Below are 15,507 nucleotides of genomic sequence, written 5' to 3' on the forward strand. Positions count from 1 at the left end.
GTCTTGCCGTGTCGCTAACGCCATTGGCGCGGCCCGAGCTTCGCTGTAAGGTCGCGTCGCTGCCTGGTGCCCGCGACGCGGGAGAATCGGGAACACGGTTGAACTCCGTGGCGTGCCCAACACTGTAAGGGGGACCGCGCCGGCAAACGCCACTGTCGAAGACGGGAAGGCGCCGGATGCGGGACGATCCCGAGCCAGAAGACCGGCCCGGCAGACATGGTTTTCCGCTTGGTCAGGCGGGGGACTGCTTGTCGCAAGGGGAAAAGCGATGACGGCAGCAGCGATCGCCGCGAGTGGCGACGACTTTGACCAATTGGCGCGCGACGCGGTCTACCGGGCCATGTTCACCAGGCGCGACGTGCGCAGCCATTTTGTGCCCGACGATCTCGATGACAGCCTGCTGGCGCGGCTCATCACCGCCGCGCATCACGCCCCGTCGGTCGGCTATATGCAGCCGTGGAATTTCATCGTCATCCGCGATGCCGAGCGACGCAGACAAGTGCGCGACCTGTTCCTCGCGGCGCGCGAGCAGGAGCTGCCGGCGATCGAGGCGGAACGGCAGGCGCTCTACCGCAAGCTGAAGCTCGAAGGCATCTGCGAAAGCGCGCTCAATCTGTGCATCACCTGCGACCGGCAGCGCTCGAAGGACTCGCCGCTCGGGCGCTGGCACAATCCGGAGATGGACCTCTACAGCACCGTCTGCGCGGTGCAGAATTTCTGGCTGGCGGCGCGGGCCGAAGGTGTTGGCGTCGGCTGGGTGAGCATCATCGAGACCGAAGCGCTGAAGCGGCTTCTCGCGATCCCCGAACATGTCATGCCGATCGCCTATCTCTGCGTCGGCCGCGTCTCGGAATTCGCGCCGAAGCCGGACCTTGAGGCGCATGGCTGGGGCAAGCGCCTGCCGCTGCCCGAACTGGTCATGAGCGAGACGTTTCGCGGCGCCGGCGAGGCGCCGCTTAAATCGGCAATCGCAAAGCTTGGCGGCCCATCAAAGCCATGATCAGGCGGCCCTCGGCGTATCCCAGCGCGAGCCGCCGCCAAAAGAGCCCAGTGCCTTGTCGCGCAATTCCCTGAATTTGGACGAGGTCTCGGCGAGCCGGCGGTCCCATTCGGGATTGGGTGCTTGGCCTTCGATGGCTTCGAAATAGACCTGCATCAGCGAGGCGATGGCAAAAGGCTCGATGAAGGCTGCCTTGAAGGCCCAGGCAAAGACGATGGCGAGCACGAAAGCCCAGCCGGCAAGCTGGCCCGGCATGACCCACAGAATGGCGGCCGCGGGCGCCAGCATCAACAGGAAGATGACGAAGGAAACGCCCCACATGATCGCCGCCAGCCAGACGGCGTTCTTGACCATGTGCTTGCCGTTTTGCGCGTAGAGCACGACGCCTTGCCGCGCCGTCTCGAAAGGCGAGCTCGAATTGATGCGGATGTTGTAGCCGAGGATGATCTCGTCGACATAGGTCAGCGACAGGCGGATCACCGTGTTGATGAAGCTTACAATGCCGCTCAGGCCCGGAATGGGCAGGAAGGCGGCGATGCCGCCGATCAGGCCGGTGATGGCGCGGATGGCGCCCTTGACCAGCTGGTCGACGACGAAAAGGATGTTGGCCTCGGCGAAGCGCTGGGCGACCACTTCCTTGGCGTAGGCGATCTGGCCCTGGCCATCGGGAACGTCACGGCCGTCGATCAGATGCACCATGACGGCGATATGGCCCGCTTTCAGCACATAGAGGATGTATTCGCGGATCCAGTAGACGGCGATCGAGACGACGCCGAAGCCGACCACGCCACCCCACAGCGCGAAGGACATCGGGCCGTCGGGATCGGTGGAGATGTGGCCGACGCCATAGCCGACGCTGGCACCCGTACCGGTCGCCATGATGTAGGCGACCGTGATGCCGAAATAGACGATCATGCGAAAGACGATGAACGGCCATGTCCGCATCATGATCGACACGGATCTGGCGATGCTGAAGTCCCACATGCCCCGAGTCTCCCACCCTTAAGAGAATGGCCGGAGAGCATGCGCTTGCCCCGGCGATTGTCAATCGCGGCAGGGTTGCGCCGGCCCGAAACCGGTGCACAAGCCGGTGGCTTGGTTACCCGAGCGTGCCGTCAAGGCTTCTTTCGCAATCCTTCGAGCAACTGCTTGAAGGCCGCGATCGCTTTTTTCGAGGTCGCCTCGGGATCCGTCGAATTGGCGATGCGCTGCGCGGCCTGGCTGCTGGCGCCATTGATCAGCCGTGAGGTCGTCTCGGGATCAAGCTCCGGAACGACCTCGCCCTCTTCCTGCAGCCTGGTCAGATGGTTGGTCATCGAGGCGGTGCAGGCGCTGGCATTCGGCCACTGCGCCGGGTCGCCGAGCACCGCCGGGCCGTCGCGGAACATGATGCGCTGGATTTCCGGCTCCAGCGCCATCTCGATATAGGTGGTGCATTCGTCGACGAAATGCTGCCAGCGGGTCGGCGCTTTCGAAGCCACCTCGTTCACCCGCACAGCCATTTCGCCGTCGATCTCGGCGATCACCGCCTGCAGCAGTCCCTTCTTGTCGCCGAAATGATGGTAGAGCGCGCCGCGCGTGAGGCCGGCCGACGCGGTGAAATCGTCCATCGAGGCCTCGGCATAGCCGATCGTGCCGAAAGCATGGCGAGCGGCTGCGATCAGCTTGGCGCGCGTCTCGGCGATCATCTCCTTGCGCGGTCTGTGCATGGTTCTGGCCTATTCACATACGCCTCGTATGCCAATTGACATACGCGGCGTATGAACTACCTCATAGTCATACGCAGGGTATGTAATTTTAGTATGCACCATTGTCGAGGAGCAGGATCATGCGAAACCCTTATTCGGACATCTTTCGGGCTCCCGGCACAAAAGGCTTCGCCGCGGCGGCTTTCATCGCGCGCTTGCCGATCGCCATGGCCCCGATCGGCATCGTGGCGATGCTGTCGCAGACGCATGGCGAATACTGGCTGGCCGGCGCCGTCTCGGCGACCTATGCGCTGGTCAACGCTTTCCTGTCGCCGCAAGTGTCGCGGCTGGTGGACCGGCGCGGCCAGACGGCGATCGCAGCACCCATGACGCTCGTCTCGGTGCTTTCCTTCGCAACATTGATCGTTGCGGCCAACCAGCATTGGCCGGTCTGGACCTTGTTCGGGTCGGCGCTACTTGCCGCCGCCATGCCCAGTATCCCGGCGCTGGTCAGGGCGCGCTGGACCGAGATATTTCGAGACCGAGCCGAGTTGAACACGGCCTTCGCCTTCGAATCGGCCGCGGACGAGCTGGTTTATATCGCCGGCGCTTCGCTGTCGGTGGGCCTGAGCGCGGCGCTGTTCCCGGAAGCCGGCATGGTGATCAGCACGTTGCTGCTTGCGCTCGGCTCGGCGGCATTCCTGCTGCAGCGCTCGTCCGAGCCGCCGGTCCGCCCGGCGGAACATGGCGCGGCCGGGTCGGCGATCCGCCTGCGGCCGGTGCAGATCATCACCTTCGCGCTGATCTTCGTCGGCGCGACCTTCGCCACCACGGAAGTGACGACGGTGGCGATCACCAAAGAGCTCGGCCAACCTGAGGCGGCGAGCCTCGTCATCGGCGTCTATGCGCTGGGATCCTTCGTGCTCGGCATCATCGTCGGCGCGCTCAGCCTTAAGGCGCCGCTGCAGCGGCAACTGGCGGTGGCGGTCACCGTGATCGCGCTCACCACCTTGCCACTGCTCTTCGCCGACACCGTGCCGACGCTGGCGCTCGCCGTCTTCGTCAGCGGCGTCGCGATCTCGCCGACCTTCATCACCGCCTTCGGCCTGATCGAACGCCACGTGCCGGCGGCGATGCTGACCGAAGGCGTTACCTGGGTGACGACCGGCATCGGCATCGGCATGGCGCTGGGCTCCTTCGCCGCCGGCTGGATGGTCGACAATTTCGGTCCGCAGAACGGGTTCTGGGTTTCGGTCGCGGCAGGCGCCATCGCGCTGGCCACCGTGCTTGCCGGCCGATGTCGGCTGGCGACGGGTGATTGCGACGCTGACAGGGGCGAGGCTGTGGTTCCGGCGGAGTGACGGGAGAGACGTCCGACGGTCCGATGATAATTGCAGAGGTCGGAAATTGGCCGTGGCCTCCGGAACTTCGTCATCCACGGTCTGCGCGCGTCGCTTCGCTCCTTGCTCCGCCCGTGGATGACGACGTCGCGGAGGCTTCAGCCAATCGCCTCCGTCGCAGAGGCGCCGGCCAATCAGCAACGCCTGCGGGCGCTGCCGCCAGACCTCCGGTTCGTCAACCCTCCGACAGACTACAGAATCTCGGTCTTCGCGATGTGAATCCCAAATCCTTCGAGGCCGACATAGTGGCGCTCGCGCGAGGCGATCAGGTTGATCGAGGAGATGCCCAGGTCCTTGAGGATCTGGGCGCCGAGGCCGATCTCGCGCCATTCGTTCTCGCGGCGGCGGGCTTCCTCATGGTCCTCGCGCTCGCCGCTCGCGGGCCGCTTGCGCTCCTGATGGGCGACACCGACCGAACCCTCGCGCAGGTAGACGATGACGCCGCGCCTGCGCTCGCCCATCGCCTTCATGATGCCGTCGAGCCGGTGGCTGGTGCCGAAGACGTCGGTGACGACATCTTCCGAATGCAGCCGTACCGGCACCTCTTCGCCATCGCGGATATCGCCGAAGACGACCGCGAGATGGTGCATGGAATCCCAGGGCAGCGTGTAGGTGAAGGCCTGCGCCTTGCCGCCGGGCGTGTCGATGTCGGAGCAGGCGACGCGCTCTACCAGCGTCTCCTTGCGCTGGCGGTAGGCGATGAGGTCGGCGACGGACACCTGCTTCAGCCCATGCTCCTCGGCGAAGGCCTGCACTTGCGGCCCGCGCTTGACCGTGCCGTCGTCATTGACCAGTTCCGAGATGACGCCGACCGGCGGCAGGCCGGCGAGCTTGCAGAGATCGACTGCGGCTTCCGTATGTCCGGAGCGCATCAAGACGCCGCCTTCGCGCGCGATCAGCGGGAAGATGTGGCCGGGGCGCACGAAATCGGACGGGCCGACATTGCCATTGGCAAGGTTGCGCACGGTGAGCGTGCGGTCGTCGGCGGAAATGCCTGTTGTCGTACCATGCTTGAAATCGACGCTGACGGTGAAAGCGGTGGTGTGCGCGGAATCGTTGTCCGCCACCATCGGCGCGAGGTTCAGCCGCCTCGCGTCCTCGCGCAGCATCGGCGCGCAGACGATGCCGGAGGTGTTGCGTACGATGAAGGCCATCTTCTCCGGCGTGCAGTGGACGGCGGCGACGATCAGGTCGCCCTCGTTCTCGCGCCCGTCATCGTCCATGACGACGACGATCTCGCCGCGCTCGAAGGCACGGATCGCTTCGACGATCTTCTTCTGGTCGTAAGGCATCGGCGCTCGCTTCGCTCGCGGGAGTAGGGGAGTAGGGGAATAAGGGAGTAGGGAAGGAAAAAACTCGGCGGCGGGGCCGTAACATACTCCCCTACTCCCCTACTCCCTACTCCCCTCTCTCCCTGTCTGTCCTCTGTGCCGCAAATAATGGTCGGCGATCGCGCAGGCAACCATGGCTTCGCCGATCGGCACGGCGCGGATGCCGACACACGGATCGTGGCGACCCTTGGTCATCACCTCGACATTCTTGCCGTCCTTGTCGATCGACTGGCGCGGGGTCAGGATCGACGAGGTCGGCTTGACAGCGAAGCGGGCGACGATCGCCTGGCCGGTCGAGATGCCGCCCAGTATGCCGCCGGCATTGTTGGACAGGAACACCGGCTTGCCGTCATTGCCCATGCGCATCTCGTCGGCATTCTGATCGCCGGTGATGCGGGCCGCCTCGAAACCATTGCCGATCTCGACGCCCTTGACGGCGTTGATCGACATCAGGCCGGACGCGATGTCCTGGTCGAGCTTGGCATAGATCGGCGCGCCGAGGCCGGCCGGCACGCCGTCGGCGACGATCTCGATCACCGCGCCGACCGAGGAGCCGGCTTTGCGGATGCCGTCGAGATAAGCGGTGAAGACCGGAACCGAGGCGGGATCCGGGGTGAAGAACGGGTTTTCGGCGTCGCCGACGAAATTCCAGTTCCAGTTGGCGCGATCGATCGATTTCTCGCCCATCGAGACCAGCGCGCCGCGCACCGTCAGGCCGGGCACTATCCTGCGCGCCAGGGCGCCCGCCGCGACCCGCGCTGCCGTCTCACGCGCCGAGGAGCGGCCGCCGCCGCGGTGGTCGCGCAGCCCGTATTTGACGTCGTAGGTGTAGTCGGCATGGCCCGGCCGGTACTGGCGGGCGATCTCGCCATAGTCCTTGGAGCGCTGGTCGACATTCTCGATCAGCATCGACACCGGTGTGCCGGTGGTGATCATCGTCTCGCCGTCCTCGTCGAGGATGAAGCCGGACAGGATCTTGACCTCGTCCGGCTCGCGGCGCTGCGTGACGAAGCGCGACTGCCCGGGGCGGCGGCGGTCGAGCTCGGCCTGGATATCCTCGCGCTTGAAGCGGATGCCGGGCGGGCAGCCGTCGACAACGCAGCCGAGCGCGGCGCCATGGCTTTCACCCCAGGTGGTGACGCGGAAGAGATGGCCGAATGTGTTGTGAGACATGAGAATACGCCCTGCCCCGGTGAAGGAACCCGGTTAAGGCTGCCTTCTATTGGCGTTTTCCACAGTGGTCAAACGGCTGCATCAAACTGTGATGTGGCGGATTTAGTTTTGACACATTCGGTTGGTTTCTGCTCTTTTCCCATCCGCCGTTGAGGACCCGCCGCTGACAAGCCGGCGCAATGACCTAAAGAGGACGACGATGCGTACCCTGATTGGCGCGGCCTGCGCCATATTGCTGATTTCCACCGCCGCCGCGTTCGCCGGCCAAACCGAAGGCCTGATCAAGAAGGTCGACAAGGACACGCTGACGCTGACGCTCGACGACGGCAAGGCCTACAAGCTCAATGCCGAGACCGATGTCGACTCGCTGAAGCCCGGCATGGACATCGTCATTGCCTATGACGTGGCCAATGGCGAGAATGTCGTGACCGATATGCAGTTGCCCGACAGCGACCAGAATTAATCTTTCGAGTTAGAGGCTGGAGCGTCCGTGTTTCGTCATTCTAGGGCGAAGCAAGGAGCGAAGCGACGCGCGCAGACCCTAGAATCCATGCCGTTACGTCGACGCTTTGCAGCAGTGCAGCTCTTCTGCACCGTTTTTACCATTTGACCTAGGTCGCGGCATGGATTCTAGCGTCTCCACGACGGAGCTTCGCTCCTGCTTCGCCCTGGAATGACGAAGCGGAGTGCCTTCAAATCCACTCCAAGCTCCGGCCCTCCAGCCGCAGCAGACGGTCCTGGGGGATTTCGAGGCTGGCGGCCTCCTGCTTGGAAATGCCGGTGACCAAGCGGAAGAAGCAGCGCATGACGCCGCCATGGGTGACGCAGACGGTCGGCTGGCGCAGCGCTTCGAGCCACGGTTTTATTCGCTCGAGCAGCATTTCATAGCTTTCCGCGCCCTCGCCGGGCGGCTGGAAGTCCCACTTGGCGTGGCGACGGCCGTCGGTTGAACCGGGGGCGCGTTGCTCGAGCTCGGCGAAGGTGAAGCCCTGCCAGTCGCCGAAACTTATCTCCACCAGACGCGGATCGGTGCGGTAGGCGGAGGGATCGAGCCCCATAGCCTCGCGCATCAGCTCCATCGTCTCGCGCGTGCGCCGCATCGGGCTGGCGACAAAGTCGAAATCCGCAGGATTTCTGATGAGTTCCGCCAGCCGCAGGCCGTTCTGTGTCGCCTGTTTGCGGCCGAGCGCGTTGATGTCGGTGTCGGCCTGACCCTGCAGGCGGTGCTCGGCATTCCACTCGGTCTGGCCGTGGCGGACGATGTAGACGAGCGGATACATCAGGTCTTCCAAGGTCGGGCCAGGGCCTGGGACGAAGGATAGGCGAGGTAAGGATCAGTCCTTGACGGTCGAGATGTCCGGCGCGTCCACCGCCTTCATGCCGACGACATGATAGCCGGAATCGACGTGGTGCACCTCGCCGGTCACGCCGCGCGACAGGTCCGACAGGAAATAGACGCCGGAATCGCCGACCTCTTCCTGGGTTACCGTCTGCTTGAGCGGCGAATTGTATTCGTTCCATTTCAAGATGTAGCGGAAGTCGCCGATGCCGGAGGCAGCCAGCGTCTTGATCGGACCGGCCGAGATCGCGTTGACGCGGATCTTCTTGGCGCCGAGGTCGACGGCGAGATAGCGCACGCTGGCCTCCAGCGCCGCCTTGGCGACGCCCATGACGTTGTAATGCGGCATCACCTTTTCCGCGCCGTAATAGGTCAGCGTCAGAAGCGAGCCGCCATCGGTCATCAGCGGCTCGGCGCGCTTGGCGATGGTTGTGAAGGAATAGACCGAAATGTCCATGGTGCGCAGGAAATTGTCGCGCGTCGTCTCGACATAGCGGCCGGTGAGCTCGTCCTTGTCGGAAAAGGCGATGGCGTGGACGAGGAAGTCGAGCTTGCCCCAGTGCTTGGCGATGTCGGCGAAGACCGCGTCGAGGCTTTCCGGGTCGGTTACGTCGCAATGGCCCGCGACATGCGCGTTGAGCTCGGCCGCGAGCGGCTCGACGCGTTTCTTGAAGGCTTCGCCCTGATAGGTCAGCGCGATTTCGGCGCCATGGTCGGCGCAAGCCTTGGCGATGCCGAAAGCGATCGACCGATTGTTCGCGACGCCGAGGATCAGGCCCCGCTTACCGGCCATCAGGCCCTGTCCACCCGCCATGTGCAAGCTCTCCGCAAGAATATCTGCTTTGTGGAGAGCCCTATCGCACAGGCACAAAGCCCCTTCAAGCGCCCAAAGGACACTGTAACAGGAACAAAATTCCCTCAATCAGCCTTTTTGGCGGCGCATCAAGGCCTCGAGCTCGGCATCGCCGCCTTCCGGCAGCATCAGCCGCACATGGGCATAGAGATCGCCATGGCCGCCTGCCTTTTCCGGCAGGCCCCTGCCCTTGAGGCGCAGCACCTTGTCCGAGCTCGACCATGCGGGCACGTTGACCGCGAGCTTGCCGGTCGGCGTCTCGACCGCCACTTTGGCGCCGAGCACCGCATCGGCCAGATCGACGGGAAGATCGACGTGCAGGTCGCGGCCTTCGATGCGGTAGCGTGAATGGCGGCGGATATGGATCTTGACCAGCGCATCGCCAGGCTGGCCTGGACCCTGCTCGCCCTGGCCCTTCAAGCGGATCGTCTGGCCATCCTCGACATAGGCCGGCAGCTTGACCGCCACCTTGCGGCCGTCGGGGAACATCGCCGTCACCTTATCGGCTGTGGCTGCCTCCTCGACACTGATATCCATGGTGACGTTGAGGTCCGCGGCCTGGACCGGCTGACGGCGGTCGGCCCGGCCGGCGCCGCGGGCGCCGGAGAAGGCATCGCCAAAAATCTGGCTGAAGATGTCGCTGTTGCCGTCGAACGGATCGCCGCCCGGGCGCCCGGTGCGAAATTCGAAATGCGCGCCGCCGGGGCCTTGCTGACGACGGAATCCGGCGAACGGATCGCCGCCGGCCGCGCCTTCAAAGCCCTGGAATTTAGGCTTGCCGTCGGCGTCGATCTCGCCGCGATCGTAGGCGGCGCGCGTCTTCTCGTCGCCGACTATCTCGTAAGCCTGGTTGGCGGCGGCAAAACGGTCCTTCGCCTTCGGATCATTCGGATTCTGGTCCGGATGATATTTCTTGGCGAGCTTGCGGTAAGCCGATTTTATGTCCTTGGCCGATGCGTTCTTGGCAACGCCCAGCACCTCATAGGGGTCGCGCATGCTTCCTGCCTGCAAGAGAGAACGGATTTGTAGTCGCCCCCTATATGCGCTCGCATAGGAAGAAATTCCAGTGGCGCAAGGGCAATTGGCACCCGAAAATCAGAGTGCCGGACAATCAGAGCGCCTTGAATTCCTGCATGCGCCAGCCGCCGGCTTCGGCCAGGCACAGCTTGCCCTTGTAGAGTGCGACACCGTCGAAGCTCTCGCGCGTGGCGCTGAAGCGGCGGCAGGTCAGGCCACCATCCTTCAGTTCCACCAGTTCGGTGATCGCGCCGCGTGACCCGGTTCCGGCATTGGCCCATGGCAGCGCCTGGCCGCCAAGCTCCTTCACGTCGGCGGAGGAAACCGCGTTGCCGATGGTGGTCTGGTCGGAGTCCTTATCAGCCGCCGGGGCAGCCGGCGACGACGGCGCGCTGGAGGTGATGATCGAGCGGTCGACGTCGGCCTTTTCGAGGCTGAAGCCGCCGGCACCGCAAGCGGCAAGCGATAGCGCCAACGTCACGACCACAGCCTTGACGCTGGCAGAAGCGATAACGCCCCATTGCCTGCTGTCAAAAGCTTGCGCGATACGCGACAATCGGCCAACTCCTCCCGCAACGGTAAAATTCGGAAAACTATGAACGAAACTGAGTTAACAAGCAGTGACTTCACCGAGGCCGCGGAGCCGTTCAGGCTCTTTGCCGCATGGCTGGAGGATGCCACCAAAAGCGAGCCCAACGATCCCAACGGCGTAGCGCTGGCAACCGTCGACGCCGACGGCATGCCGGATGTGCGAATGGTGCTGCTCAAGGGGTTCGACGAAAAGGGATTTGTCTTCTACACGAATTTCGAGAGCGCCAAGGGCCGCGAGATTCTTGGCAGCATGAAGGCGGCGATGTGCTTCCACTGGAAATCGCTGCGCCGCCAGGTGCGTATACGCGGGCCGGTGGAGATCGTCAGCGACGCCGAGGCCGACGCCTATTACGCGACACGCCCGCGCGGCAGCCGCGTCGGCGCCTGGGCCTCGAAACAGTCGCGGCCGCTGGAAAGCCGGTTCGCACTGGAGAAGGCGGTGGCCGAATACACGGCGCGCTACGCCATCGGCGAGATCCCGCGCCCGAAACATTGGTCGGGTTTCCGCATCCTGCCGCAGACGATCGAGTTCTGGCATGACAGGCCGTTCCGCCTGCACGACCGCATCCTTTTCTCGCGCAACGCCGCCGGCTGGGACAAGACGCGGCTTTATCCCTGAACGGTACCGCAGGCGAAGGGCTCAGCCCTTCTTGCGCGTCATGAACGCAGTCAGCGCCGCGCGCGCCTCGTCCGACTTGAGCCGCTCGCGGAAATGTTCGCTTTCGACCTCGATGCGGGCGGTCAATTCCTCGCGCGGCTCGCGCATCAGGTCGCGCGCGATCTTCAGCGCCTGCGGCGGCTTGGCCGCGATGTCGTTGGCGGCGGCCAACACCGCGCTTTCGAGGGAGCCTTCCGCGACGACATCGTAGATCATACCGGCGGCCTTGGCGCGCTCGGCCGAAAAGCCTTCGCCGAGGCCGAGCAGCGCGAAGGCGCCCTGCCGGCCAAGCAGCCGCGGCGCGATCAGGCTGGAGCCGGCTTCCGGCACCAGGCCGAGATCGACGAAGGGCGTGCGAAAGAGCGTTCGCGGGGTCGCAAAGGTCAGGTCGCAATGCAGGTTGAGCGTGGTGCCGATGCCGACGGCGATGCCGTCGACGCCCGACACCATCGGCTTTTCGGTCCTGGCCAACGCCATCAGGAAATCCCAGACCTCGTTGCCACCCTCGCCGCCGGTGGCGATGACCAGGAAATCGGCGAGGTCGTTGCCGGCGGAGAATGCGCCTGGAACGCCGAGGAAGACATGGACGCGGACCGCCGGATCGGCATCGCCTTCGGCGAGCGCCGCCGACATTTTCTCATACATGGCGCGCGTCAGCGCGTTCTTCTTGTCCGGGTGGTTGATGCGGATGATCTGCACGGCGCCCTGGCGCTCGACGAGGATGTGGTCTGTCACGATTTTTTCCTTGTGAACGTCAAGCGGAAATCAGTTGCTTGCCGGCGGCGGCGAGGCTCTCGGCGCCATTGATGACACGCTCCTTCAGGGCGCGCGTCTCGCCGAGCAGGTTTTCGGCGAAGAAGCGGCAAAGCGCGACGCGGCCGCGGTCGGCCAGCCCGCCTTGCGCCAGATAGGCGCCGCCGGCGGCGAGCGAGATCAGGCGCAGATAGGGCGTGGCGCCGGCCATCGCGGCGTCGGTCTTGCCATCGGCCGTGAGCTTCTGCAGGAAACGCGTCGCCTCGTCGAGATCGGCCAACGCACGGTCGAGATTGTCGGCGGTGCGGCCGAAACCGTCGATGTTGGAGGTGCGCACCGCATCGGCCACCGCTTTCAATTCGCCGATATAGGAATGCACATGCTCGCCGCCGCCGAGCGGCAGCTTTCGCGCCACAAGATCGATCGCCTGGATGCCGTTGGTGCCTTCATAGATCGGGGCGATGCGCGCGTCGCGATAAAGCGCTGCGGCACCTGTCTCCTCGATGAAGCCCATGCCGCCATGGGCCTGGACACCCAGCGAGGCGACTTCGACGCCGACATCGGTCGAGAAGGCTTTAGCGAGCGGCGTCAGCAGGTTGGCGCGGTCGCGCCAGTTGGCCGCTGCCTCGCCCTCGCCGACACGCGCGCGGTCGATGGCATGCGCGCAGGAATAGGCGATCGAGCGGGCGATCTGGGTCAGTGCCTTCATGGTTAGCAGGTTGCGCTGCACGTCCGGGTGATGGACGATCGGCGCCATGCCTGAGCCCGAATAGGCGGAAGCCTTGCCCTGGCGGCGCTCATTGGCATAGGCGATCGCCTTCTGGGTGGCGGCCTCAGCCACGGCCACGCCCTGCATGCCAACGGCAAGGCGGGCGTTGTTCATCATGGTGAACATGCAGGCCAGACCCTTGTTCTCCTCGCCGATCAGCCACCCGATGGCGCCGGGTGTGGAGCCTTGAAAACCGTCGCCATAGATCATGGTGCAGGTCGGCGAGGCATGGATGCCGAGCTTGTGCTCTAGGCCGGAACAGAAGACGTCGTTGCGGGCGCCGAGCGAACCGTCGTCGTTGACGAAAAACTTCGGCACCAAAAACAGCGAGATGCCGCGCGTGCCGGCCGGCGCGTCGGGCAGCCTGGCCAGCACCAGATGCACGATGTTGTCGGTGAAATCGTGCTCGCCATAGGTGATGAATATCTTCTGGCCGAAGATGCGGTAGGTGCCGTCGCCGACCGGCTCGGCGCGGCTGCGCAAGGCCGCGAGGTCGGAGCCCGCCTGCGGCTCGGTCAGGTTCATCGTTCCCATCCACTCGCCAGAGACGAGCTTGGCGAGATATTTTTGCTTCAGCGCTTCCGATGCGTGTTTGTCGAGCGCCTCGACTGCGCCCATGGTGAGCGTCGGGCCGATGCCGAAGGCCATGGCGGCGGAGTTCCACATTTCGAGCGCGGCGACGCCGAGCATGGTCGGCAGGCCCTGGCCGCCGAATTCTTCCGGACCCGACAGCGCGTTCCAGCCGCCCTCGATCCAGCGCCGGTAGAGCTCCTTCCAGCCGGGCGGCATGGTGACGGCAGAGTCGTTGAGCACAGCACCTTGCTCGTCGCCGATCTTGTAGAGCGGAGCGACCTCCTCGCTGGCGAAACGACCGGCCTCGGCCAGGATAGCGTCGACAAGGTCCTCGCCGAGATCGCCGAAAATGCCGGCGTCAAGTGCCGGCTTCAGCCCCGCCACCTGCTTCAGCGTGAAGGCTATGTCCTCGACCGGCGCGCGATACATGTCTGCTCCTCCCATTCCGGCCGAGCGTAGGCGCATGGCCGAAGCGAAACCATCCACCTTTGGGCCGGCCTCACGCCTTCTTTTTACGTAAACGTCAACTTTTGTCACGCGGATTTTGCGAGACTTCGTCATCACGGGCGGAGCGGGAGCGAAGCGGACGCGTAGACCCGAGGATCCATTCCGTGACCTTGGCTGCCGGATGCAGCAGAGTAGAATTCTGGACCGTAAAAGCGCCTCAACGTAACGGAATGGATTCTATGGTCTGCGCGCGTCGCTTCGCTCCTGGCTCCGCCATAGAATGACGAAATTGCGAAGGTCATGGCCAAACTCAGGGCTGCAATTACCACTCAAAACTTCTAAGATGAGCTACATCCGGCTGGTATGATCCGCCGATTGCAGCGCAAAGTGAACCCGACATCCCATGCTTGCCAGACCCGACGCCTATCGCTGCATCGAATGCGGGCTGCCCTACCGGGCGCCGGGCTTCCACTACTATCACGGCATCATCGAGGAAGGCCCCGCCTACTGGACCGATCGTGGCCTGTTGTGCTCGCCGCAATGCTCTCTCGCGCATCACAAGAAGCGCAAAACCGAAGGCACGCTGCCGCAGGAGCCGGCGCCCGATCCGTTCGAGGTTCCGTCACTCTTCAGGCGCTGAAGCCTTCGCGTTTTTGAAAGCACTTCCTTAACCATGGCGGTTCAGGATCGTTCCCTGGTCAGTGGGGACACCCTGATTGAAAAAGCCGGCGCGCCCTCTTCGCCGCCTGGCGCTTCTCGCGGCGGCGGTTGCGCTGGGCACGGCGGCAAAGGCCTCGGATTTCTCCGAGCCGTGGAAGAATGCTGACCGCCCGCTGGTGATCGACGCCTACGAATACAATTCGATCGACTGGCAGCAGTTGGTCACCGACAAGCGTATCGCCGGCTTCATCAACAAGGCGTCCGACGGGCTGCCGCCGCCCTATTTCTGCTTTGGGGCGGAAGCCGACGTCAAACTCTGCAAGGCGCAGTGGAAACGCTATGCGGTGACGCGCGAATTGTTCCAGACGCGCAAGGTGGTGGCCAAGGCGCTTGGCCTGAAATGGGGCGCCTATCACCTCGCGCGGCCCGGCAATCCGGTCGAGCAGGCCAATAATTTCATCGATTTCGCCGAGCCGGCGCCCGACGAGCTGATGGCCCTCGACATCGAAGGCATCGATGCAACGCAATGGATGTCGCTGGAGGACGCGGAAGAATTCGTGCGCCAGGTGCATCGCCGCCTCGGCCGCTTCCCGGTGCTCTATGTCAACGGCAAGACCGCCCAGTATATCGCCGACAACCGCTACCGATATCGGCTCCTGTCGCGGCTGCCGCTCTGGTATGCGCGCTACAAGCCAGACATCGACGTGCATTTCCCGATGGGCAACTGGCAGGGCTATGCGCTCTGGCAATTCGCCGCGCACACCAATTGCGGCCGCTTCCGTTGCCCCTACCGCGTGCCCGGCACGCCCAACGACATCGACGTCAGCGTCGCGCCGATGAGCGCCGACGAGCTGCGCCGGCAATGGGCCTTTGGCGGCCTGCTCGACGTGCCGGCCGACTACCTCGCCTCGATCCCGGTGCCGGTTTCGCGCGAAAGAGCCCTCGCCGGCAAGGTGACGATCACCTATGCCGACGTGGCGGCGCCGCCGACCGTCGAGGAGATGGTCGCGGTGCTCGGCGCGCGCTGGGAGACATTCCGCGACGGATTCCGCATGCCGGTGGTGAAGACGGTGCCGCGGCGCGCCGGCTTCGGCATCGCGCAATATGTCGCCTGGAAACGCTCCGGACAGCGCACGCCGGAGCAGATAGACGCGGCCTTCGCCGCTGCCGCCGATCCGGTCAGCACCGCCTCGACGGCGCTCGACAGCGCCAAGCGCTGACTTCTTCCAAGCGCCGACTTCTTCCGGGAGCCGAG

Annotated in this window: 16 protein-coding genes and 1 riboswitch; of the genes, 6 read left to right on the plus strand and 10 right to left on the minus strand. The window is 64.4% G+C overall.

Features of this window, described 5'->3' with window-relative positions:
* Positions 1-47 precede the first annotated feature (47 nt).
* A riboswitch (cobalamin riboswitch) is annotated at positions 48-226 on the plus strand.
* 42 nt (positions 227-268) lie between these two features.
* Positions 269-1,000, plus strand: a complete 732-nt coding sequence (gene bluB, locus FJ425_RS12005) for a 5,6-dimethylbenzimidazole synthase (RefSeq protein ID WP_140723642.1) — start codon at positions 269-271, stop codon at positions 998-1,000.
* Here the strand turns inward: bluB and FJ425_RS12010 are convergent, their stop codons facing one another.
* On the minus strand, positions 1,001-1,984 hold the full coding sequence (locus FJ425_RS12010; protein ID WP_140694178.1) for a hypothetical protein: 984 nt from the start codon (positions 1,982-1,984) through the stop codon (positions 1,001-1,003).
* Positions 1,985-2,115: 131 nt separating this feature from the next.
* Positions 2,116-2,709, minus strand: a complete 594-nt coding sequence (locus FJ425_RS12015; RefSeq protein ID WP_140541513.1) for a TetR/AcrR family transcriptional regulator — start codon at positions 2,707-2,709, stop codon at positions 2,116-2,118.
* A gap of 119 nt (positions 2,710-2,828) precedes the next feature.
* Between FJ425_RS12015 and FJ425_RS12020 the strand changes: the two genes are divergently transcribed.
* A complete protein-coding gene (locus tag FJ425_RS12020) occupies positions 2,829-4,049 on the plus strand; it encodes an MFS transporter (protein ID WP_140723645.1) in 1,221 nt (406 codons plus the stop codon).
* 230 nt (positions 4,050-4,279) lie between these two features.
* Here FJ425_RS12020 and ribB read toward each other — a convergent pair whose 3' ends face one another.
* Positions 4,280-5,380, minus strand: coding sequence for a 3,4-dihydroxy-2-butanone-4-phosphate synthase (gene ribB, locus FJ425_RS12025; protein WP_140723649.1), 1,101 nt, complete (start codon positions 5,378-5,380; stop codon positions 4,280-4,282).
* Between the two features lie 99 nt (positions 5,381-5,479).
* Positions 5,480-6,592, minus strand: a complete 1,113-nt coding sequence (gene aroC / locus FJ425_RS12030) for a chorismate synthase (protein ID WP_140723651.1) — start codon at positions 6,590-6,592, stop codon at positions 5,480-5,482.
* A 199-nt stretch (positions 6,593-6,791) separates the two neighbouring features.
* Here aroC and FJ425_RS12035 point away from each other — a divergent pair, with 199 nt between their 5' ends.
* Positions 6,792-7,055 (plus strand): DUF1344 domain-containing protein, encoded by a 264-nt coding sequence (locus tag FJ425_RS12035; protein WP_140723654.1) that lies wholly within the window; start codon positions 6,792-6,794, stop codon positions 7,053-7,055.
* A gap of 229 nt (positions 7,056-7,284) precedes the next feature.
* Here FJ425_RS12035 and FJ425_RS12040 read toward each other — a convergent pair whose 3' ends face one another.
* The 4 genes from FJ425_RS12040 to FJ425_RS12055 form a co-directional block, all read right to left on the minus strand.
* Entirely contained in the window at positions 7,285-7,872 is a 588-nt protein-coding gene (locus tag FJ425_RS12040; RefSeq protein WP_140723656.1) for a histidine phosphatase family protein, read from the minus strand.
* A 54-nt stretch (positions 7,873-7,926) separates the two neighbouring features.
* On the minus strand, positions 7,927-8,745 hold the full coding sequence (gene fabI / locus FJ425_RS12045) for an enoyl-ACP reductase FabI (RefSeq protein ID WP_140545705.1): 819 nt from the start codon (positions 8,743-8,745) through the stop codon (positions 7,927-7,929).
* 108 nt (positions 8,746-8,853) lie between these two features.
* Entirely contained in the window at positions 8,854-9,780 is a 927-nt protein-coding gene (locus FJ425_RS12050; RefSeq protein ID WP_140723659.1) for a J domain-containing protein, read from the minus strand.
* Positions 9,781-9,895: 115 nt separating this feature from the next.
* Positions 9,896-10,357, minus strand: a complete 462-nt coding sequence (locus FJ425_RS12055) for an RT0821/Lpp0805 family surface protein (RefSeq protein WP_140545707.1) — start codon at positions 10,355-10,357, stop codon at positions 9,896-9,898.
* A 27-nt stretch (positions 10,358-10,384) separates the two neighbouring features.
* Between FJ425_RS12055 and pdxH the strand changes: the two genes are divergently transcribed.
* Positions 10,385-11,011, plus strand: a complete 627-nt coding sequence (gene pdxH, locus FJ425_RS12060; protein ID WP_281407503.1) for a pyridoxamine 5'-phosphate oxidase — start codon at positions 10,385-10,387, stop codon at positions 11,009-11,011.
* Positions 11,012-11,032: 21 nt separating this feature from the next.
* On the opposite strand, the gene FJ425_RS12065 is transcribed toward pdxH, so the two are convergent.
* The gene (locus FJ425_RS12065; RefSeq protein WP_140723665.1) at positions 11,033-11,785 is read right to left on the minus strand and encodes a crotonase/enoyl-CoA hydratase family protein; all 753 of its coding nucleotides are present in this window, start codon (positions 11,783-11,785) and stop codon (positions 11,033-11,035) included.
* Positions 11,786-11,804: 19 nt separating this feature from the next.
* The gene (locus FJ425_RS12070) at positions 11,805-13,574 is read right to left on the minus strand and encodes an acyl-CoA dehydrogenase family protein (RefSeq protein WP_140723668.1); all 1,770 of its coding nucleotides are present in this window, start codon (positions 13,572-13,574) and stop codon (positions 11,805-11,807) included.
* Between the two features lie 421 nt (positions 13,575-13,995).
* Between FJ425_RS12070 and FJ425_RS12075 the strand changes: the two genes are divergently transcribed.
* The gene (locus FJ425_RS12075; RefSeq protein ID WP_140634534.1) at positions 13,996-14,232 is read left to right on the plus strand and encodes a hypothetical protein; all 237 of its coding nucleotides are present in this window, start codon (positions 13,996-13,998) and stop codon (positions 14,230-14,232) included.
* Positions 14,233-14,308: 76 nt separating this feature from the next.
* Entirely contained in the window at positions 14,309-15,472 is a 1,164-nt protein-coding gene (locus FJ425_RS12080; protein ID WP_140634536.1) for a glycoside hydrolase family 25 protein, read from the plus strand.
* The last annotated feature ends 35 nt before the right edge of the window (positions 15,473-15,507 follow it).

The sequence above is a fragment of the Mesorhizobium sp. B2-7-2 genome, from assembly GCF_006440775.1.
GTDB lineage: Bacteria > Pseudomonadota > Alphaproteobacteria > Rhizobiales > Rhizobiaceae > Mesorhizobium.